Here is a 20,323-nt window from a genome sequence, read left to right on the forward strand (position 1 = left end):
GAGAGAGCAAGATGATCACACGTACCTGCCTGCTCGCCGCCTCGGCGGCGCTGCTCAGCCTCGCGGCCCACGCCGCCGACAGCGTCAATATCGCCAACTGGAGCGGCTACGTCGCCGATGACACCCTCACCGAGTTCACCCGGCGCACCGGCATCCAGACCACCTACGACCTGATCGACAGCAACGAAACCACCGAAGCCAAACTGATGACCGGCGGCAGCGGCTACGATCTGGTCAGCCCGTCCAACCACTTCCTGCCCCGGCTGATCAAGGCCGGCGCCATTCAGGAACTGGACCGCAGCAAGCTGCCCAACTGGAACAACCTCGATCCCAAGCTGATGAAGCTGCTGGAGAGCAGCGACCCGGGCAACCGCTATGCGATCCCGTACATGTGGGTCACGGTGGGCATCGGCTACAACGAAGACAAGATCAAGGCGATCTTCGGCAACACCGACGTCACCCAGTCCTGGCAACTGCTGTTCGACCCGGAAAACATCCGCAAGCTCAGCCAGTGCGGCGTGGCCTTCCTCGACAACCCGACGCAGATCCTGCCGATCACCCTGCGCACGCTGGGGCTCGACCCGCACAGCGAAAGCCCCGCCGACCTGAAAAAAGCCGAGGCCGCGCTGCTCGCGGTGCGCCCTTCGATCAGCTATTTCCATCAGTCCAAGTACGTCAGCGACCTGGCCAACGGCAATATCTGCGTGGCCATCGGCTTCAGCGGCGACGTGCTGCAGGCGATGGGCAGCGCGCAACATGCCAACAACGGCGTGCACCTGAACTACAGCATCCCCCGCGAAGGCTCGACCATTGCCGTGGACATGGTGGCCATCCCGAAAGCCGCGCCGCACCTGGACGCCGCCTACGCCTACCTGAACTACCTGCTCGACCCGAAGGTGATGGCCAGCATCAGTAACGCGGTGCAATACCCCAATGGCAACGCGGCCTCGCTGCCGTATCTGGACCCGGCGTTGCGCGACAACCCGGCCGCCTACCCGCCGCAAGCGGTGCTCGACAGCCTGTTCCCGATCCAGACCCTGACGCCCTCGGGCATGCGCCTGAGCACACGGTTGTGGACGCGGGTCACCAGCGGCAAGTGAGTCATCCAGCGCTTTCAGCCGCCCGTGTGGCGGCTGAAAGCGCTCTTCATTACCCGCATCTGTAGGACCCTTCACATAATCGGTAATGAAACTTTACCGGCACTCGCCCTCTAAGCATGATCGACCGCCCGCACCCATGGAGGATCTTGCGTATGCTCGGCGCCCTGCTCGACAAAGTCTTCAACCGTCCCCTCACCCAGGAAGGGTTCGCCCAAACGTTCATCAAGGCCGCTCGCGACGCCGGCTTCAGTGGCCCCCTCACCTATGAGCAGGACGACTTTCGGATCGCACACAGCGATGGCGCCTACTTCAACCTGCACAACGCCTTCCGTGACTATCAGAAAGCTGAGCGCCCGCAGCGGGCTGCGGCGCTTGACGGCTACATAGCGACCTTGCTCAGAGGCCGCGATACCGGGCCGCGTTCGTTCGAGGAGGTCAGGTCGTTGTTGCGCCCAGTCGTTCGTAACCTCGGCATGCTTGAAGAGGTCCGCCTGCACATCGTGCGTACCGAAGGCCTGGATGCGCCGTACAGCGTGGCCAAACTGCCGGTGGGCAAGGACTGTGTGGCGCTGCTGGCGGTCGACTCTCCCGAAGCCACGTCCACCCTGACCAAGGGTCCCGAGGAACACTGGGGCGTGAGCATGGAACAGGCCATGGCGATTGCCATGGACAACCTGCGGGAAACCACCGCGGATGCTTTCGACGAGGTCGCGCCGGGGCTGTATGTCGGGCGCTGGGGTGACGGCTACGACACCAGCCGGGTGCTGCTGCCGGACGTGTTGCAGCGGGCACCGATCAAGGGCCGACCGGTGTTCATGATCCCCACCACGGATGTCTTGCTGGTGGCGGGCGACAAGGACGAGGAGGCGATCCTGCACATGGTCGAAGTCAGCCAGAAAACCATGGAAAACGGCCGCACGCTGTCCAGCCAGGTCTACACCTACGACGATCAGCGCATCGTGCCCTTCCCGCCCGGCAACGAAGCCCTGGAAATACGCCGTGCAAGCCTGGAGCGCGTGTTGCTGCAAGGTGCTTATCACATGCAGAAGGAGTTGCTGGACAAGATCCATGAAGCGCACCAGCAGGACCTGTTCGTCGCGACCTACCAGCTTTTCCGCCAGTCCGAAGACGACGTGCGGACCTTCTCGGCGTGCAGCTGGACAGAAACCGTCGACACCCTGCTGCCGCGTACCGACCGCGTCGCGCTGGTGCAGTTGCGTGAAGACGGCACGGCCGATGGCCGGGTGGTGGAATGGGACGATCTGGAAACCCATCTGGGCGAATGGCTGGAGCCGATGGACGTCTACCCGCCGCGCTACCGCACCCTCGGGTTTGCAACGCCAGAGCAACTGAGCCGGTTGACGCCGCTCAACTGAGTTCAGCGCTCCTTGCTGCGCGGGTCACCAGCGCAGCAGGCGTGGCCCGAGCAGCGCGCCGAGTACCGTCGGCAGCAACATCCCCAACAGATACCAGAGCCCCCAGAACGGCACGCCCATTTCCGGGCAATGCAGGCAATAGACCAGCGTTGCCGTGGCGCCGGCCAGCAGGCCGCCGGCGGCACCGGCCTGGCGCAGGCGGGTCGGCGCCAGGCCGCGCAGGGCCCAGAACACCGCGATGAAACTGGGTGCCGAGAGCAAGGCGATATGCAGCGGGCAGGTACGCCAGGTGCGGCCGAAGATCAGGTCGGCGCGGGCCTCGACCGGCGCGCCGGCAAGGCTGATCGCCGCGCCCACCCAGACCAGCACCAGCGGCAGGCCGAGCAACAGCCAGAGCGCGCCCCCCTTGACGCCCGGACGGGCCAGGCGCTGGGTCAAGCCGATGCCGAGCAGCGCCAGGCTGCAAGGCAAGGCGACCTTGGCCCAGAACAGCGGCATACGCACGACCTCGGCCAGATCGCTGCGCACGCCGTAAATGGCGACGATCAGCAGCAGCGCGCAGGCCACACCGCCGAGCAGCGCAACGCCCAGGCGCTTTGCCAGCGCATGGCGCTCCACCGGTCCTTCGCCGGCGGCCAACAGGGAAATCAGTTCATCAGTCTTCATGATCGCCTTTACCTCGAATCAGCCTGGCGAGAGCCTTCAGCCCTCGGTGTATGCCCACCTTGACCGCGGGACCGGAAAGCCCGGTCAGACGCGCGGTTTCCTCGACCGACAGGCCCTCCAGCTTGACGTGGACGATGGGCAGGCGCTGGCGGTCCGGCAGTTGCCCGAGCAGCTTGCCCAGGTCGCGGCTGGCCTCGGCCGGCGCTTCATCGCTGGCGGCGAACAGGTCGCTGTCGTCTTCCAGCACGTCGTGCAGCGAATCACGCCGCGCGTAACTGCGAAAGTGATCGGCCAGCTTGTAGCGGGCGATCGCCTGGACCCAGACGGTCAGCGGCTGTTGCGCCTGGTAGGTGTGACGGGCGTTGTGCACCGCCAGCAGCACCTCCTGCAACAGGTCTTCGACCTCCGTCGGGCGCTGCGCCAGGCGCCGCCGCAAAAAGCCACGCACATGCACCGCCAGTGCCGCGAGGAATTCGCGATACGCCACGGCGTCGCCAGCCAGCCCGTTCAGCAGCAATTTCTGCAGTTGGGACTCGCGCTCGTCCAGCACATCCTGTGAGTTAGTTCGTTGCATCGGCCGCCAGGGTTACACCAGTGGATTAATTCTTGTCGTTTAGCGTTTCAACATCTTGGGGCCGCTTTGCGGCCCTTCGCGAGCAAGCTCGCTCCCACAGGGCTCCCGCAAAGCCTTGAATCAGCACTTTACCGTGGGAGCGAGCTTGCTCGCGAAGGGCTGCAAAGCAGCCCCAATCGGTTTGACTGACCGGCATTAACCAGTGGGTTTCTTTTTTCATCGAAGCATCGCTGCCACCTGCGATGCAAGCGCGAGGAACGACTTCATCACCCTAGGGGGCTGCCAGACAAACCTCAAAAAATATTTTCAGGGTGCTGTAACCCGATCGGCCAGCGCGGCGAATTACTCCATGAGCCGCTGGTAGATCACCACGGTCCATCCCCTGGAGAAACACCATGAACAACTTCACTCGCCTTACCGCCGCCCTCGCCCTCGCTTCGCTGGCCGGTGCTGCCATGGCCGATGACACCACCAGCAAAGCCGCCAGTGGCGCCGCCATGGAGAAGTGCTACGGCGTCGCGATGGCCGGCAAGAACGATTGCAAGGCCGGTGCCGGCACCACCTGCGCCGGCAGTTCGAAGAAAGACTACGACGGCATGAGCTGGAAAAACGTCCCGGCCGGCACCTGCACCTCGATCAAGACGCCCACCGGCATGGGCTCGCTGACACCCACTCAGCACTAAGCGCAGGCCACCGACCATGAACGGGATCAACGCAATGGGCGCCGGACTCGGGCTCAAGGCCGAACACTACGCGCAAGCCCTGGCGTGCGAGGCTGAGGGTCTGTGGTTCGAGGTCCATCCGGAAAACTACATGGTCGGTGGCCCACGCCTGGCGTGGCTGGAGCGGATCGCCGAACGGCATCGGCTCTCGCTGCACGGTGTTGCGCTGTCGCTGGCAGCCGACGCCGAACCGGATGCGGCGCACCTGCGCCGCCTGCGGGTGCTGATCGACAGGGTCAGGCCGGCGCTGGTGTCGGAGCACCTGGCCTGGTCGACCTGGCGCGGCCAGTACCACCCGGACCTGCTGCCGTTTCCGCGCAGCGACGAAGCACTGCAACGCATCACCGACAATATTCTGCGCACCCAGGACGCCCTGGGGCGCTGCATCGCCATTGAAAACCCCAGCCATTACCTGCGCCTCGACGGCCACGACCGGGACGAAATCGACTTTCTCGGCGAACTGGTACGGCGCACCGACTGCACCTTGCTGCTGGACGTCAACAACGTCCACGTCAGCGCGCACAATCTTGGTTTCAGCGCGGCCGACTACCTCGCACGCTTTCCCGCCCAGGCTATCAGCGAACTGCACCTGGCCGGACACAGCGAAGACGACCAGGGCGCCCTGTTGATCGACTCCCATGACGCCGCCATCGCCGAGCCGGTCTGGGCCCTGTACCGGCAGTTGATCCAGCGCATCGGGCCGCGTCCCACGCTGATCGAACGCGACGGCAACATCCCGGCGTTCAGCGAGCTGCTCGGCGAACGCGATATCGCCCAGGCGATCCTCGACCAAAACGGAGCCACACCATGAACCTGCCCCTCGGCCAGTTCCAGGATGCCTTCGTCGCCTCGCTCTATGGCAACCCCGCAGAGGAGTTGGCGGCACTCACCGACCAGCCGGCCTTCGCGATGTACCGCAATACCGTGCTGGCCGGCGCCGTCGACGCGCTGTGCGCCAACTTTCCCAGTGTCGAGCGGCTGGTTGGCCACGACTGGATGCACGGCGCCGCAGCCGCCTATGCGCAACTCTCGCCGCCGGGCGATCCACGGCTGATCCGCTACGGTGCCGGCTTTCCGGAGTTTCTCGATGAGCAGACCGGCGCTCAGGGTACGCCCTGGCTGGCGGACGTTGCGCGCCTGGACTTCGACTGGGCGCTGGCCTTCAGCGCGCCCGTCGACCCCAGCCTCGACCTCACCGAACTGGCCGGCATGAGCGCCGCCGACCTTGCCCGCTGCCATCTGCGCCCCCGCCGCGGTGTGCGCTGGCGCTGGTTCCCGCTGCACCCGGTGTTCAGCCTCTGGCGCCACAACAGAGAGGGTCTGGACTGGCCGCCCGCACAACCGTGGATCGCCGAAGGCGCGTTACTGACGGGCGACGCCGACGGCGTAAGTCACCACCCGCTGGACGCCGGCGGCTGCGCCTTTCTCGATGCCTGCGCTGCCGGCCATGCCCTCGAACAAGCCGCGTTGCTCGCGGAACAAACCCAACCCGACCTGGACTTCAACGACCTGCTTGGCCGGCTGCTCCAGGCCAGGGTCTTCCTGCCCCTCTCACTCGCCTGAGGTTTCGCCATGGACATCACCCACCCCGCCGCCACCAACCGCTCGCTGCGCCAGCGCTGGAACCGTATCGCCGACTACCTGCAGCACCTGCTGGGCGATAGCGTGTTGTGCCTGGTGGCACGACTGGGCATCGCCTCGATCTTCTTCCTCTCCGGCCGAACCAAGGTCGAAGGGTTCCTGAGCATCACCCCCAGCACCTACGAACTGTTCCAGAGCGAATACACCCTGCCGTTGGTCTCGCCGTGGCTGGCGGCGCATCTGGCGACCTACGCGGAACACCTGTTCCCGCTGCTGCTGGTGCTCGGTCTGTTCACCCGTCTGTCGGCATTGGCGCTGCTGGGCATGACCCTGGTGATCGAAATTTTCGTGTATCCCGATGCCTGGCCGGTGCATTTGTCCTGGGCGGGATTGCTCCTGCTGCTGGTCGCCCGCGGCGCCGGTGCGATTTCGCTGGATCGGCTGTTGCGCTTGCGCTGAGCAGCGCGCGAGAAAAACTGTACAGGGAATTTGACTTGTACAGTTTTAGTCATACGCTCTAGGTATACCTGTACAAGATTTGTATTTTGTACAAGATTGCCTCGGAGATGCGAATGTCCAGCTACCTGCAATCCTTTGCCAACCGCTTTGCCACGCTGGATGCGGGCAGCCTCTCGCGGCTGGATGAGTTGTACAGCGACACCATCGTGTTTCGCGATCCCCTGCACGAAATCAACGGCCTGCCAGCACTGCGGGCCTATTTCGACCAGCTCTACGCCAATGCGCAGGACATCCGCTACGACTTCCACGATCTGGACGAAGTCGGCCCCGGCCGCGGCTACCTGCGCTGGACCTTGCACTTTCGCCACCCGCGCCTGGAGGGCGGCAAGCTGATCAGCCTGGACGGTTGCAGCCACCTGCGCTGGACCGACCGGGTTCACTTTCACCGCGACTACTTCGACGCCGGCGCCCTGCTCTACGAGCACCTTCCAGTGATGGGCAGCCTGATCGGCTGGCTCAAGGGCCGGCTGGCATGAGCCGCTGCTGGCTGACCGGTGCCAGCAGCGGCATCGGCGCCGCGTTGGCGCTGCGCCTGCTGGAGCAAGGCCATCAGGTGGCGCTCGGCGGTCGCAACGCCGAGACGCTGGAGCCGCTCGCTTTGCGCTTCCCCGGCCAGGTTCTGTTAGCTACCGGCGATGTCAGCGACCCAAAGCAGGTCGCGGCCATCGTTGCCGAGATCGAACAAGCCTGGGGGGCACTCGACCAGGTGATTCTCAACGCCGGCACCTGCGAATACCTCGAACCCGGCCATTTCGATGCCGCACTGGTGGAGCGGGTACTGCGCACCAACCTGCTGGGCGTCAGCCATTGCGTGCAGGCCGCGCTGCCGCTGCTGCGACGCGGGCAACAGCCGCATCTGGTGGTAACCGGCAGCTCGGTGACCTGGCTGGCCTTGCCGCGGGCTGGCGCGTATGGCGCGTCCAAGGCAGCGCTGCGCTACCTGATCGAGTCGTTGCGCATCGAGCTGATCGCCGAAGGCATCGACGTCACCCTGGTCAATCCGGGCTTTGTCGACACCCCGCTGACCCAGCGCAATGACTTCCCCATGCCACAGATCTGGAGCGCCGAACGTGCCGCGCGGCATATCGCCGAACGCTTGCCGCGGCGCCCGCTGGAAATCAATTTCCCGACCCTTTTCACCCTGGTGCTGCGTCTGCTCGGCGCACTGCCGGCCCGCTGGCGCCTGAAGCTGGGCCAGCGCCTGGCGCGCAACGAACAGGACTAGAACCCATGCGTATCGCCATCATCGGCAGCGGCATCGCCGGCCTGACATGTGCCCACTTGCTGTCCCGACGCCACGAAATTACGGTGTTCGAGGCCGCCGACTGGATCGGCGGCCACACCCACACCGTCGATGTGCAATGGCAGGGCCAGCACTACGCGGTGGACACCGGTTTTATCGTGTTCAACGACTGGACCTACCCCAACTTCATTCGCCTGCTCGATCACCTCGGTGTGGCTTCGCGGCCGACCGAAATGAGTTTCTCGGTGCACGACCCGCAAACCGGCCTCGAATACAACGGCCACGACCTCGACAGCCTGTTCGCCCAGCGGAGCAACCTGCTGTCGCCAGGGTTCTGGGGCATGCTGCGCGACATCCTGCGCTTCAACCGTCAGGTGCTGGCCGACCTCGACAGCGGACGCATCGACGCCGCCACCACCCTCGGCGACTACCTGCGGGCGCAGCGCTACGGCCAGCGCTTCATCGACCACTATGTCGTGCCCATGGGCTCGGCGATCTGGTCGATGTCGCGCGCCGACATGCTCGGTTTCCCTCTGCAATTCTTCGTGCGCTTCTGCCGCAACCACGGCCTGCTGTCGGTGAGCAATCGCCCGCAGTGGCGGGTGATCGAGGGCGGCTCGCGGGGGGATATCGAGCCGCTATGCCGCGCGTTCGTCGGCCGGATCCGGCTGAACTGCGCGGTGACGAGGGTCAGCCGTGACGACGGCGGCGTCACCCTCGTCTGCGCCACCGGGCCCGAGCGTTTCGACAGCGTAGTGTTCGCCTGCCACAGCGACCAGGCGCTGGCGCTGCTCGATACGCCCAGCCGCGACGAACGCGAAGTGCTCGGCGCCCTGCGCTACGCCAGCAACGAGGTCGTCCTGCACACCGACACGCGCCTGCTGCCACAACGGCGCAAGGCCTGGGCCAGCTGGAACTATCGCCTCGGCGGCACGCAACAAGCGCCGGCCGCGCTGACCTACGACATGAACATCCTGCAGGGCATCGACGCACCGGTGACCTTCTGCGTGAGCCTCAACCAGACCGCGCAAATAGACCCGGCGCAGATACTCGCGCGCTTCGACTACGCCCACCCGCAATACAGCCTCGCGGCCGTGGCGGCGCAAGCGCGTCACGCCGAATTGCAGGGCAGTCAACACAGCTATTACTGCGGCGCCTACTGGGCCAACGGCTTCCATGAGGACGGCGTCACCAGCGCACTGCGGGTCGCCGAACACTTCGGAGAACACCTGTGAACAGCAGCCTGTGTCACGGCTGGGTCAGCCACCGGCGCCTGACGCCGCGGGTCCACGCCTTTCGCTACCGGATCGGCATGCTCTACGTCGATCTGGACGAACAACCGCAACTGCTCGGCCTGTCACGCTGGCTCGGCACCTCGCTGCTGGCGCCGTTAAGCTGGCGCGAGCGCGACTTCCTGCCCGCCCTGACCCGGCAAGGCCAGTCGCTGGCCGATGCTGCGCGCACCCTGGTCGGCCAGGCCACCGGCGAAACGCCCGAAGGCGCCGTGCACCTGCTGACCCAGCCGCGCAGTTGGGGGCTGTCGTTCAACCCGGTGAGCTTCTATTTCTGCCATGACCGCGACGGGCGCCTGGCGGCGATCCTGCTCGAAGTGCGCAACACGCCATGGCGCGAGCGCTTCCACTACGTACTGCCGGTGCAGGCCGGGCGACCCCGGCAGTTCGCGGTGACCAAGGCCTTTCATGTCTCGCCGTTCATGCCGCTGGACATGGACTACCGCCTGCGCTTTTTCCTCGATGCGCAGCACATTCGCATCCACATGGAGAACTGGCGCGAAGGCCACAAGGTGTTCCAGGCCGACCTCGCCCTCGGCCGCCAGGCACTCACGGCCACATCCCTGCGCCGCCATATCCTGGCGTTTCCGTGGATGAGCCTGCGCACGGTGACCTCGATCTACTGGCAGGCCCTGCGCCTGCTGTTCAAACGCACCCCACTGCATGACCACCACGCCAGCCAGGACAGCCTGGGACTTGGCCGACCCACCCGTGAGGAGTCCGAGCATGTCCATTCCCACCCTGACCGTTAGCAAGTCCACCGGGCTGAGCCCGCTGCTCGGCAGCCTGGCCAGAACCGCAGTGCTCGCGCAACTGCGGCGCTTGCGCCAGGGTCACCTGCGCCTGATCTGCAATGACCGCCAATGGACCTTCGGCGACGCCGACAGTCCATTGCAGGCCGAGGTCGAAATCACCGACGAGGCGGCCTGGAGCCTGGTCGCCAGCAACGGTTCGATCGGCGCCGGCGAGGCGTACATTCACGGCTACTGGCGCAGCCCTGATCTGGCGGCGCTGACCCGCCTGTTCGTCGCCAACCTGGAGGTGCTCGATGCGCTGGAAAGCGGCCTGGCCCGTCTCGGCCGCCCGGCGCTGCGCCTGCTGCACCGGCTCAACCGCAATAACCGCAGCGGTTCGCGACGCAATATCCTCGCCCATTACGACCTCGGCAATGCGCTGTTCGAACGCCTGCTCGACCCGACCATGATGTACTCGGCGGCGCAGTTCGAAAGCCCCGAACAGAGCCTTGAACAGGCGCAGTTGAACAAGCTCGAAGGCATCTGCCGCAAGCTCGACCTCAAGGCCGATGAGCACCTGCTGGAAATCGGCACCGGCTGGGGCAGCCTGGCCATTCACGCGGCCACGCACCATGGCTGCCGGGTCACCACCACTACGCTCTCCGACGCCCAATACGAACACACCCGGGAGCGCGTGCGAGCGCTGGGCCTGGAGCAGCGCATCACGGTGCTGCGCGAGGACTACCGCGACTTGCGCGGAAGCTTCGACAAGCTGGTGTCGATCGAGATGATCGAAGCGGTCGGCCATCGCTACCTGCCCGCCTATTTCCGCCAATGCGCCGCGCGGCTGAAGGAAAACGGCCTGATGCTGCTGCAGGTCATCACCATTCGCGACCAGCGCTACGCCCAGGCGCGGCGCTCGGTCGATTTCATCCAGCGCTACATCTTTCCCGGCGGCGCTCTGCCCTCGCTGAGCGTGCTGCTGGATACCGCCAGCCGGCAGACCGCTCTGAACCTGATCCACATGGAAGACTTCGGCCAGGACTACGCGCGCACCCTGCGGCACTGGCGCGACAACCTGAACCAGTCGCGGTCCGCGCTGCTGGAACTGGGATATGACGAAACCTTCCAGCGCCTGTGGGAGTTCTACCTGTGCTATTGCCAGGGCGGGTTCGAAGAGCGAGCAATCGGCGTCGCGCAGTTGCTGTGGGCCGGTCCGACTGCGCGGCGAGCGCCGCTGCCGGGCGCCTGAGGTGTCCCGCGCCTGGCTGCTCGGCAATGCCCTGTGGTTGCAGGCAGGTTGGTGGGGCTGCGTGCTTGGTGCGCAGCGGCCCTGGCTGTTGTTGCCGGTGCTGATCGGCCTGTTGATCCACGTGCGCTGTTGCACCAGCCCGAGAGCCGAGTTGGCGGCGCTGCTGCGGGTCGGTCTGGCGGGTTGCCTGCTGGACAGCGGACTGGGGGCGATTGGCGTTTTCGCCTTCGACCAGACGCCGCTGCCGCTATGGCTGGCGCTGCTCTGGCTGGTGCTGGCCAGCGGCATGCGCCACAGCCTGGCGTGGGCTGGACGTCCGCTCTGGTGGGGCGCCTTGCTGGGGATGCTCGGCGCGCCACTGGCCTACCTCGCCGGCGCCCGCCTTGCCGGTATCGAACTGCCGCTGGGCAGCCTCAACACCGCACTGCTGCTGGCGCCGTTATGGGCGCTCTGGCTGCCGTTGTGCCTGCGCCTTGCCGCGTGGCGCTGAGCGCCGACAGCGCTCCGAGCAGTAGCGCACCTCATCCCAGCATCTGGCCCAGCGTTTGCGCCAGGTGAACGGTAGGCCGCACACCGCGCAGCGCTTGCTTGGCAGCAGCGCCTTTTTCATAGCGAATCCCCGGCATCCAGCCGCGCCAGCAGCGACTCGCCGCGCTGCCACAACGCGTCACGGCGGGCGCTGTCCATGGCGTCCAGGCCCCGGTAGATCATGGTCAGGCGCGGGTTGTCGGCCAGCGGCTGGCGGTGCCGTATAAGGAAATGCCAGTACAGGGCGTTGAACGGACAGGCGTCCTCCTCCACCGCCCGCTCGACCCGGTAGTGACAGGCACTGCAGTGGTCGGACATGCGCTGGATATAGCGCCCGCTGGCGCAATAAGGCTTGGACCCGAGGTAGCCGCCATCGGCATGCATGACCATGCCCAGGGTGTTGGGCAGTTCGACCCAGTCGAAGGCGTCCAGATAGACCGCCAGATACCACTCGCAGATCGCCGACGGCACGATGCCGGCCAGCAACGCAAAGTTGCCGGTGACCATCAGCCGCTGAATATGGTGGGCGTAACCCAGTTCCAGGGTCTGGCCGATCACTTGCGACATGCAGCGCATTCCGGTCTGTCCGGTCCAGTAAAACTCCGGCAAGGCTCGCTGGTTACCGAAAGCATTGAGCTGCGCGTACTCGGGCATGCGCAGCCAGTAGATGCCGTGCACGTACTCGCGCCAGCCGATCAACTGGCGGATGAAGCCCTCGGCGGCATTGAGCGGCACCCGCCCGTGGCGATAGGCGTTGTCGACGTCGGCGCACAGTTGGCGGACGTCCAGCAAACCGATGTTCAGCGCCGCGCTGATCCGCGCATGGAACAGAAACGGCTCGCCCTCGGCCATGGCGTCCTGAAAGTCGCCGAAGGCCGCCAGGCCGAAGTCGAGAAAATGCTGCCACAGGGCCTGGGCCTGATCGTGTGTCACCGGGTAGTCGAAGGCTTCGACGCTGCCGTAGTGGTCGCGGAAGCGCTCGCCCACCAGGGCGATGACCTCCTGGGTGATCGCGTCACGCTCGAAATGCGCCGGAAACGGGCCGCGTAGCCCACGGGGTAGCTCCTTGCGGTTGTCGCTGTCGTAGTTCCAGGCGCCACCGGCCGGGCTGCCGTCGGGCTCGACCAGCAGGCCGCTGCGTTTGCGCATGCCTCGGTAGAAATGCTCCATGCGCAACTGCGACTGACCCGCCGCCCAGCGGCCGAACGCCTGACGCGAACAGAGAAAACGTCGGTCCGCATGCCACACCAGCGGCAACCCGCTTTCGCGCAGGGCCTGCTCCAATCGCCACTCGCCGCATTCGGTCAGGTGCACTTCGTCCGCGCCGAACACCTCGCGCCAGCGGCGCAGTTCGCCGGCGATGCTGCCGCTGTTGTCCGCAGCGTCCAGGCGCACGTACTGCACCCGCCAGCCTTGCTCACGCAGGGCCTCGGCGAAATGGCGCATGGCGCTGAAGATCAGCACGATCTTCTGCGGATGGTGGGGCACGTAGCGTGCCTCACCCTCCACCTCGGCCATCAGCAGCACGTCCCGGGCGGGGTCGAGGGCGCGCAGCGACGCCAGGTCGAACGACAGTTGGTCACCCAGCACCAGGCCGAGCCGGACAGCTTCAGTCACCCGCGTTAGCCTCCGGCAGGCGACGGAAGAACAGTGTCACCTGCCCCACTTCCACGCCGAATTTGCGCATGCTGGTGCGATTGATCAGGGTGTCTTCGTCCATCAGGTACATCCAGTCGTCCAGATTCAGCTCCCAGTGGCGACCATCGACCGGCACGTCCAGACGATAGCGCCAGTGCAGCGCGTTGCCGGCCACTTCACCAACGGCCTCGCCGATCACATCGCCGGCGCGCCCGCGCCAGCGACCCTGGCCGTCCGGCGTCAGCGTCCAGGTGCGCTGCTGGCGCGTGCCGTCGCTGTAGACGAAACGTTCATCGAAGATCAGCCGTTCACCTTCACGGCGGCTATCGACGCGCACATGAAAACGCTTGGTCACCTCCCCCGAGCGGTTCTGCACCATGCCCCAGGCCTGGACCGGCCGGGAGAAGAACGCCAGCAGGTCCAGGCCGGGTTGTTCCTTGGCGTAGGTCTGCACATCGACGTTGCCGCAACTGCCCAGCAGCAGGCAGCCAAGCAGGATCAGGATTCTGCGCATGTCACTCTCCTCGATCGACCTGCCCCAGCAGGCGCTGGCGCAGTTGTGGATCACGGGCCCGCGGGTCCAGCCAGATGGCGAAGAACGCACGGGCAAAGGCGGCGTCGTCAATCTCGCGGCGCAATTCGCCATCGACATAGAAACGGCAGCCGCGTCCCGGCAGATACAAGCCGGTGATGCGCATGCCGGGCCGCACATCGACAAAGGCGCCGTTCATGGCCTCGGTCCAGCGGTCCAGGGTGGCGGCGTCCAGGGTCTTGTCGCCGAGGCGGCGCATTTCTTCGAGGCTGGCTTCGACCAGCGTGTCCCGGGATAGCGAGCGGTGGTAGATGAGTTCCAGGGCGAAGGGCCGCTGCAAGTCGGGGGGCGTGAAGGGGCTCCACAAGCGGGCGCTGTAGAGGCGCAGGCCAAACCAGGTGAATTCGCCGCTGCCCACCAGCCGGGCGTCGGGCAATGCGGGCCGCCAGTCGGCGGCGGCGTTGGCGGTCAGCGCCAGCAGCAGGCAGAGCGATACCAGGGTGCGTCGCCTGCGATTGCTGGTGCTCGCCATGTGAAAGAACCTCGAAAGCGCTGCGAAATATTGTACAAGTATATTCTCTTGTACAACTTGCGCCTGGACGGGTTCATTTCTGTAGAGGTTTTCTTGCAGGCTGCCAGATGGTCGGTGTTCTCAGGACCGAGCGCCGCATAGGCGGTGCTCGGTCCTGAGGATGATCAGGCATCCGCCAACACCAGATCAGCCCCCTTCTCCGCCACCATCAACACCGCAGCATGGGTGTTGCCCGACGTCACATTGGGGAAGATCGACGCGTCGATCACCCGCAACCCATCAAGGCCATGCACTTTCAGGCGCTTGTCCACCACCGAGCTGGCTTCGTCGGCACCCATGGCGCAGGTGCCGCACAGGTGGTAGATCGAGCCGCTGTTCTCGCGGAAGTACGCCAGCATCTGCTCGTCGCTGTCGACCGCCGGGCCCGGCAGCACTTCTTCGACGGTAATGCCCTTGAGCGCCGGGGCCTGCATGATCTTGCGCATCAGCCGGCTGCCCTGGATCACTTCGTCGATGTCTTTCTCGGTGCTCAGGTAATTAGGGTCGATCAGCGCCGCATCGCGGGGGTTGCCCGAGGCAATTTCGACATGACCACGGCTGGTCGGCCGGCACGGGTTGAAGCACAGCAGGAAGCCGGAGTACGGCTCGGGCTTGAGGCTGGCCTTGTTGTTCTTCGGGATCTGGTACGACAGCGGGTTGAAATACAACTGCAGGTTGGGGTTCTGCTCGCCCTCCTGACCACGGAAGAAACCACCCGCCTGGTTGACGCTCATCGCCAGCGCGCCCTTGCGCGTGAACAGGTATTGCAGGCCCAGCTTGAGCTGGCCGAGCAACGAGCCGAGCTGGTCGTTGAGGGTCGGGATATTGGCCTTGTAGTAGTAGCTGACGCACAGGTGGTCCTGCAGGTTGCGGCCCACCGCCGGCAGTTGCCTGACCTGCTTGATGCCGTGCTTGTCCAGCAGGGCGCGGTCGCCCACCCCGGACAGTTGCAGGATCTTCGGCGTGTCCACGGCGCCGGCACAGAGGATGACTTCCTTGCGCGCGATAAAGCTGCGGCTGACGCCGTTCTGGCTGACCAGCACGCCGCTGGCCCGCTCGCCGTCGAACAGCACCCGGTCGACCAGCGCATGGTGTTCGATCGTCAGGTTCGCCCGGCTCAGCGCCGGGTGCAGGTGGGCGAAGCTGCTGGAGCAGCGCTGGCCGTTGCGGGTGTTGACGTCGTAGATACCGGCGCCTTCGAATTTCGGCCCGTTGAAGTCTTCGCTGCGCGGATAGCCCAGCTCTTCGCAGCCCTTGAGGAAGACGTCGCAGATCGGGTGGGTCTGGCCCTTCATCGGGGTGATGCTGATCGGCCCGCTGCCGCCGTGGTAGGCGCTGTCGCCCAGCGGGTGGTTCTCCAGCTTGCGGAAGTACGGCAGCACGTCCTTGAAGCCCCAGCCGTCGTTGCCGTTGGCCGCCCAGTCGTCGAAGTCATGGGCCTGGCCACGCACGTAGATCATCGCGTTGATCGAACCCGAACCGCCCTGCACCTTGCCGCGCGGGGCGTAGATGGCGCGATTGGCAAGTTGCTTCTGCGGCTGGCTGTAGTACATCCAGTTGAAAGTCGGGTTGTAATACATCTTGGCGAAACCGACCGGGATCTTGAACCAGAACGAGTCGTCCTTGCCGCCCGCTTCCAGCAGCAGCACCGAGTGCTTGCCCGAGGCCGACAGCCGGTTGGCGAGGACGCAACCGGCAGCACCCGCGCCGGCGATGATGTAGTCGTAAGTCATGCAGTTACCGCGTAAGTCAGAGTGAGCGCCGCCCGTGGCCGGGCGAGCGTCGGGTCAGCCCTTGGCCGGCGAGGTGTCGCGCACGTCGGCCGGGGTCGGTGCCATTTGCAGGTGCAGGCGCTGGCCGGTGTAGGGCGTGTGCTTGCGCACCACGTCCATGTTCAGCTCGACACCCAGGCCCGGTTCGCTGGACGGGATGATGTAGCCGTCTTCCCATTGCAGCGGCCTGGTCAGCACTTCGGCATGGAAGCCGCCCCAGGTCTCGATGCTCTCCTGGATCAGGAAGTTCGGCGTGCAGGCCGCGAGCTGGAAGCTGGCCGCCGCGCCGATCGGACCGTTGTAGAGGTGCGGGGCGATCTGCGCGTAGTACACCTCGGCCAGGCTGGCGATCTTCTTCGCCTCCAGCAGGCCGCCGCAGCGCGCCACGTTCATCTGCAGGATCGACGCACCGCCGGCCTGCAGCAGCTTGAAGAACTCGTACTTGGTGGTCAGCCGCTCGCCGGTGGCGATGGGGATGCTGGTCTTGTTGGCCACCTGGGCCATGGCGTCTTCCTGGCCCGGCGGGATCGGCTCTTCGAACCACAACGGGTCGTACTTCTCCAGGCGCTTGGCCAGGCGGATCGCCGAGGACGGCACCATCTGCCCGTGGGTGCCGAACAGCAGGTCGCACTTGTCGCCCACCGCCTCGCGGATCTTGCGGCAGAAGGTTTCGCAGCGCTCCAGCACTTCCAGGGAAATCTGGTGCCCGGAATAGGCGGTGTACGGGCCGGCCGGGTCGAACTTCACCGCGGTAAAGCCCTTGTTCATGTTCTGCACCGCGCATTCGGCGGCCAGGTCCGGGTCGTCGTAGTCGTACTCGCCCTGGCTGTTGACCGGGTACAAGTAGGTGTAGGAACGCAGGCGCTCGTGCACCTTGCCGCCGAGCAGTTCGTAGACCGGCTTGTTCGCCGCCTTGCCGATGATGTCCCAGCAGGCCATTTCCAGGCCGCTGACCACGCCCATCATGGTCAGGTCCGGGCGCTGGGTGAAGCCGCTCGAATAGGCCTGCCGGAAGAAACGCTCGATGTGGTGCGGGTCCTGGTCGAGCAGGTAGCGCTCGAACACGTCCTCGATGATCGGCAGCATGGCCTTGGGGCCGAAGGTGGCGGCGTAGATCTCGCCGACGCCTTCGATGCCGCAGGCGCTGCGCAGCTTGACGAACAGCCAGTACATGCCGCCGATGTGCGGGGGCGGTACGGCGACGATATGGGTTTCGAGAGCGACGATTTTCATCTCAGGCACCTGTGTTCTGAAGTCGGTTGTTGCGCTTGACCCGGGCCCGCAGTGCCACCGCGGCCAGGGTGCCGATCAGGCCCACGGCGCCGATGTAGCTGAAGTAGAGCTTGTAGCCCAGGGCGCCAGGGTAGTGTTCGGTGAGGTAACCGTTGATCAGCGGAATGAAGGTGTCGGGCAGGTAGCCGACCACCGAGACGATGCCGATCGCCAGCCCGGTGATGCGCAGCGGAATGGCGCAGGTATCGAGGATTGCCCAGTACAGGCCGCGGATGGCGTAGGTCATCAGGCCGATGAAGATCACCGTGGCGATCAGCAGGCCGAGGCTGTTCAGCGCCGGGAAGACGATCAGGCCGAAGATGCCCAGGGTGGCCAGGAGCATGGCAACGATCAGCACCGAGACGTTGCTGAACTTGTCACCCAGCCAGCCGCCGCCGATGCCGCCGATGGGGCGCATCCACAGTTTGATGGTGGTGATGGTGCCGGCCATGACGGCGGTCATGCCGCTGCCTTGCAGGTAGTCGGAGAAACTGTAGGTGGCCCAGAAGATGTGGTAGCCGCAGAACACGATGGCGGTCACCAGCCACAGCTCGGGGATCCTGACCAGCGTCGCGAGGTCGCTCAGCAGGTTGAACTTGCCCTTCTCCACCGCTTCGGTGCTTTCCATGGACTTGGGGTCCTTGAGCAGCACCAGCACGCAGCCGATGGCGATACAGGTGAAGGAGTACAGGTAGACCACGTGCTTGAAGCCTTCGGCGACCGATTCGCCGCGGGTTTCGGTGGCAAAGGCGAACAGCGCCAGGGCCACGGTGGCCAGCAGCGCCTCGACCAGGCCGCGACCGCCGTCGAGGATGCCGAAGAAACGGCCCTGCTCGGAGTGCCGGGCGATCATCTTGACCCGCTTGAGCACCGAGGCCCAGAAGGTCAGGCCGGTGGTCAGGCCCCAGCAACCGAAGATAATCAGCAGGCCGGTCATCGACGGCGCGGTGGAATACCACAGGCCCAGCGCGCCGGTGGCCACCAGTGAGAAGAAGATCAGGAAACGCGGGGCGATGCGGTCAGCCAGCCAGCCGCTGGGAAGGTAGCTGAGCAGGAAGATGGTGCCGAGCATGGAGTACAGGTAACCCAGCTCGCTGTGGTTGATCTGGAATACCTCGAGCATGGTGGTCTGGTAGACCTGCCGCAGGTAGAGGATCGGGTAGATCGCGCCGGCAGCGAGCACCAGCAGCATCAGTTGGAAATAGCGACTTCCCTTGTCGCTTGCGCCCGCGACGGGGACGGCGGAACCCTGGACAGCAGCATTGGCAGCATGCTTGGACATTCTTGGAGCCTCATTGTTTTTATTGGTATAGCGGGTTCGCAGCTACAAGCTTCAAGCTGCAAGCCACAAATAAAGGCACAGCGCGTGCTGCTTTTACTTGCCGCTTGAAGCTTGGAACTTGCGGCTTCAGTACTTCATGACCACCAGTCGGGTCTGGGTGAATTCGAGCATTCCGTGCTTGCCGTCATCGCCGCCCAGGCCCGAGCGTTTCCAGCCGGCGTGGAAGCCCTGGTACGGGTCGGCCGGGGTGCGATTGACGTACAGTTCGCCGGCCTCGATGGCGGCGGCCACCTTCATGGTGGTGCGGTAGTTCTCGGTGTAGAGCACCGAGGACAGGCCGAACTGGTGGTCGTTGGCCATGTCCAGCGCCTGGTCGATGCTGTGGTAGCGCAGCAGCGCCAGCACCGGGCCGAAGGTTTCTTCCTGGACGATTTCCATGTCCTGGCGGCAGTGGCTGAGCAGGGTCGGCGGGTAGAAATGGCCCGGGCCCTGCGGAATGAAACCGCCGGTTTCCAGCACCGCGCCGACCGCGACCGCGCGCTCGACCATGGCGTGGATGTTGCGCCGGGAGGCGGCGTTGACCAGCGGGCCCATCCGCTGCGGGTCCTCGGCGCGGTCGCCGAAACGCACTGCGGCGAATTTCTCCTTGAGCAGCGCCAGCAGGCGGTCGTGCACGCTTTCGTGGGCGTAGACCCGCTCCACTGCCGTGCACAACTGGCCGCAGTGGGTGGTCTTGGAACCGACGATATCGTTGGCGGCCTTTTCCAGGTCAGCGTCGGCTTCGACGATCACCGGGGTCTTGCCGCCCAGTTCCAGGGACGGCTTGGCGATGTTTTCCTTACAGTAATCGAGGACGATGCGCCCGGCGTTGACGCTACCGGTCAGGGTGATCAGGCCCACCGCCTTGTGGGTGCAGAGGCTGGCGGCGGTGGCATGGTCCATGGTCAGGATGTTCAGCACGCCCGCTGGCAGGCCGGCCTGTTGCGCGGCGCGGGCGATTTCGAAGGCCGACAGCGGCGTGTTGTTGCTCGGCCGCACTACCACGGTATTGCCGGCGATCAGCGCCGGGGCAACTTTGCGCAGCAGGGTGTAGACCGGGTAGTTGAACGGAATCAGGCAGGCCACCACGCCGATCGGCTCGCGGTGCAGGAACAGGCGTTCGTCGGGGGTATCGCTGGGGATGATCTCGCCTTCGATGCGCCGCGCCCACTCGGCGTGGTAGCGGGTGATTTGCGCCGCGTAGCGGGCCTCGTTGCTGGCGTCTTCCAGGCTCTTGCCGGACTCGGCGGCCAGCGCCTCGCCGATCTGCACGGCATGGGCGTCGAGGGCGTCGGCGAAGGCGCGCAGGTGCTCGCCGCGCTCGATACTGGTCAGCTTGCCCCAGGTTCTCTGCGCCACGGCAGCGGCGTCGACGGCGGCGATGGCCTCTTCCACGGTGGCCGCCGCGACCTGGCCGACCACGCTTTCCGTGGCCGGGTCCTGCACCGCAATCAGTGCCGCGCCGGCAGGCTCGATGAAGTGGCCATCAACAAAATTTCGCTCGATTCGCATCGTGGGTTGCCCATCGTTGTCACGTTGTTATTGACGGGCAGTGTTGTGATTCGGGGGCGGATGGACAAACGATTAATAGCGCAGGGGAACATTCGAAAAAAGCATGTTAGTGGTATTT

22 protein-coding genes are annotated in these 20,323 nt (G+C 65.3%); 12 read left to right on the forward strand and 10 right to left on the reverse strand.

Annotation, left to right across the window (positions count from 1 at the left end; translation table 11 throughout):
• The first annotated feature begins 11 nt into the window (after positions 1-11).
• Together HWV67_RS08440 and HWV67_RS08445 are read left to right on the forward strand one after the other, a co-directional pair.
• Complete coding sequence (locus HWV67_RS08440) at positions 12-1,100, forward strand: polyamine ABC transporter substrate-binding protein (protein WP_175650789.1); 1,089 nt, start codon at positions 12-14, stop codon at positions 1,098-1,100.
• A 152-nt stretch (positions 1,101-1,252) separates the two neighbouring features.
• The gene (locus tag HWV67_RS08445; protein WP_175650790.1) at positions 1,253-2,476 is read left to right on the forward strand and encodes a hypothetical protein; all 1,224 of its coding nucleotides are present in this window, start codon (positions 1,253-1,255) and stop codon (positions 2,474-2,476) included.
• Between the two features lie 24 nt (positions 2,477-2,500).
• Here the strand turns inward: HWV67_RS08445 and HWV67_RS08450 are convergent, their stop codons facing one another.
• Together HWV67_RS08450 and HWV67_RS08455 are read right to left on the reverse strand one after the other, a co-directional pair.
• Complete coding sequence (locus HWV67_RS08450; protein ID WP_175650791.1) at positions 2,501-3,142, reverse strand: DUF1109 domain-containing protein; 642 nt, start codon at positions 3,140-3,142, stop codon at positions 2,501-2,503.
• Positions 3,132-3,716 carry a sigma-70 family RNA polymerase sigma factor gene (locus HWV67_RS08455; RefSeq protein ID WP_175650792.1) on the reverse strand — a complete coding sequence of 195 codons (585 nt, stop codon included), beginning with the start codon at positions 3,714-3,716 and terminating at the stop codon, positions 3,132-3,134. The genes HWV67_RS08450 and HWV67_RS08455 overlap by 11 nt, the downstream gene beginning before the upstream one ends.
• A gap of 395 nt (positions 3,717-4,111) precedes the next feature.
• Here HWV67_RS08455 and HWV67_RS08460 point away from each other — a divergent pair, with 395 nt between their 5' ends.
• The 10 genes from HWV67_RS08460 to HWV67_RS08505 all read left to right on the forward strand — a co-directional run bounded on the left by HWV67_RS08460 (position 4,112) and on the right by HWV67_RS08505 (position 11,549).
• Positions 4,112-4,399 (forward strand): BufA1 family periplasmic bufferin-type metallophore, encoded by a 288-nt coding sequence (locus HWV67_RS08460; RefSeq protein ID WP_095155313.1) that lies wholly within the window; start codon positions 4,112-4,114, stop codon positions 4,397-4,399.
• 16 nt (positions 4,400-4,415) lie between these two features.
• Positions 4,416-5,249: an MNIO family bufferin maturase gene (gene bufB / locus HWV67_RS08465; RefSeq protein WP_371929277.1), complete on the forward strand. Its 834-nt coding sequence runs from the start codon at positions 4,416-4,418 to the stop codon at positions 5,247-5,249.
• The gene (locus HWV67_RS08470; protein WP_175650793.1) at positions 5,246-6,001 is read left to right on the forward strand and encodes an HvfC/BufC N-terminal domain-containing protein; all 756 of its coding nucleotides are present in this window, start codon (positions 5,246-5,248) and stop codon (positions 5,999-6,001) included. Before bufB ends, HWV67_RS08470 begins: the two co-directional genes overlap by 4 nt.
• Positions 6,002-6,010: 9 nt before the next feature.
• Entirely contained in the window at positions 6,011-6,478 is a 468-nt protein-coding gene (locus tag HWV67_RS08475; protein WP_175650794.1) for a DoxX family protein, read from the forward strand.
• A 113-nt stretch (positions 6,479-6,591) separates the two neighbouring features.
• On the forward strand, positions 6,592-7,014 hold the full coding sequence (locus tag HWV67_RS08480) for a nuclear transport factor 2 family protein (protein WP_175650795.1): 423 nt from the start codon (positions 6,592-6,594) through the stop codon (positions 7,012-7,014).
• A complete protein-coding gene (locus tag HWV67_RS08485) occupies positions 7,011-7,763 on the forward strand; it encodes an SDR family NAD(P)-dependent oxidoreductase (RefSeq protein WP_175650796.1) in 753 nt (250 codons plus the stop codon). Before HWV67_RS08480 ends, HWV67_RS08485 begins: the two co-directional genes overlap by 4 nt.
• Before the next feature lie 5 nt (positions 7,764-7,768).
• Entirely contained in the window at positions 7,769-9,016 is a 1,248-nt protein-coding gene (locus HWV67_RS08490; protein ID WP_175650797.1) for an NAD(P)/FAD-dependent oxidoreductase, read from the forward strand.
• Positions 9,013-9,825 (forward strand): DUF1365 domain-containing protein, encoded by an 813-nt coding sequence (locus tag HWV67_RS08495; protein ID WP_175650798.1) that lies wholly within the window; start codon positions 9,013-9,015, stop codon positions 9,823-9,825. Before HWV67_RS08490 ends, HWV67_RS08495 begins: the two co-directional genes overlap by 4 nt.
• The gene (locus HWV67_RS08500) at positions 9,800-11,059 is read left to right on the forward strand and encodes an SAM-dependent methyltransferase (protein WP_175650799.1); all 1,260 of its coding nucleotides are present in this window, start codon (positions 9,800-9,802) and stop codon (positions 11,057-11,059) included. Before HWV67_RS08495 ends, HWV67_RS08500 begins: the two co-directional genes overlap by 26 nt.
• Before the next feature lies 1 nt (position 11,060).
• Complete coding sequence (locus HWV67_RS08505) at positions 11,061-11,549, forward strand: DUF2878 domain-containing protein (protein WP_175650800.1); 489 nt, start codon at positions 11,061-11,063, stop codon at positions 11,547-11,549.
• Here HWV67_RS08505 and HWV67_RS08510 read toward each other — a convergent pair.
• The 8 genes from HWV67_RS08510 to aldA all read right to left on the reverse strand — a co-directional run bounded on the left by HWV67_RS08510 (position 11,499) and on the right by aldA (position 20,205).
• On the reverse strand, positions 11,499-11,669 hold the full coding sequence (locus HWV67_RS08510) for a DUF2256 domain-containing protein (RefSeq protein ID WP_175650801.1): 171 nt from the start codon (positions 11,667-11,669) through the stop codon (positions 11,499-11,501). The genes HWV67_RS08505 and HWV67_RS08510 overlap by 51 nt on opposite strands.
• Positions 11,666-13,204, reverse strand: a complete 1,539-nt coding sequence (locus tag HWV67_RS08515) for a cryptochrome/photolyase family protein (RefSeq protein WP_175650802.1) — start codon at positions 13,202-13,204, stop codon at positions 11,666-11,668. Before HWV67_RS08515 ends, HWV67_RS08510 begins: the two co-directional genes overlap by 4 nt.
• Positions 13,197-13,739 (reverse strand): DUF3833 domain-containing protein, encoded by a 543-nt coding sequence (locus HWV67_RS08520; RefSeq protein WP_175650803.1) that lies wholly within the window; start codon positions 13,737-13,739, stop codon positions 13,197-13,199. Before HWV67_RS08520 ends, HWV67_RS08515 begins: the two co-directional genes overlap by 8 nt.
• A gap of 1 nt (position 13,740) precedes the next feature.
• Positions 13,741-14,289, reverse strand: coding sequence for a chalcone isomerase family protein (locus HWV67_RS08525; RefSeq protein ID WP_175650804.1), 549 nt, complete (start codon positions 14,287-14,289; stop codon positions 13,741-13,743).
• A 164-nt stretch (positions 14,290-14,453) separates the two neighbouring features.
• On the reverse strand, positions 14,454-16,061 hold the full coding sequence (locus HWV67_RS08530) for a GMC family oxidoreductase (RefSeq protein ID WP_175650805.1): 1,608 nt from the start codon (positions 16,059-16,061) through the stop codon (positions 14,454-14,456).
• 54 nt (positions 16,062-16,115) lie between these two features.
• Positions 16,116-17,333: a mandelate racemase/muconate lactonizing enzyme family protein gene (locus HWV67_RS08535; RefSeq protein WP_175650806.1), complete on the reverse strand. Its 1,218-nt coding sequence runs from the start codon at positions 17,331-17,333 to the stop codon at positions 16,116-16,118.
• A 1-nt stretch (position 17,334) separates the two neighbouring features.
• Positions 17,335-18,654, reverse strand: coding sequence for an MFS transporter (locus tag HWV67_RS08540; protein ID WP_175650807.1), 1,320 nt, complete (start codon positions 18,652-18,654; stop codon positions 17,335-17,337).
• Positions 18,655-18,780: 126 nt separating this feature from the next.
• Positions 18,781-20,205 carry an aldehyde dehydrogenase gene (aldA, locus tag HWV67_RS08545; protein WP_175650808.1) on the reverse strand — a complete coding sequence of 475 codons (1,425 nt, stop codon included), beginning with the start codon at positions 20,203-20,205 and terminating at the stop codon, positions 18,781-18,783.
• Positions 20,206-20,323 lie beyond the last annotated feature (118 nt).

The organism is Pseudomonas sp. Marseille-P9899 (genome assembly GCF_903166565.1).
In the GTDB taxonomy this organism is placed as follows: domain Bacteria; phylum Pseudomonadota; class Gammaproteobacteria; order Pseudomonadales; family Pseudomonadaceae; genus Aquipseudomonas; species Aquipseudomonas huaxiensis.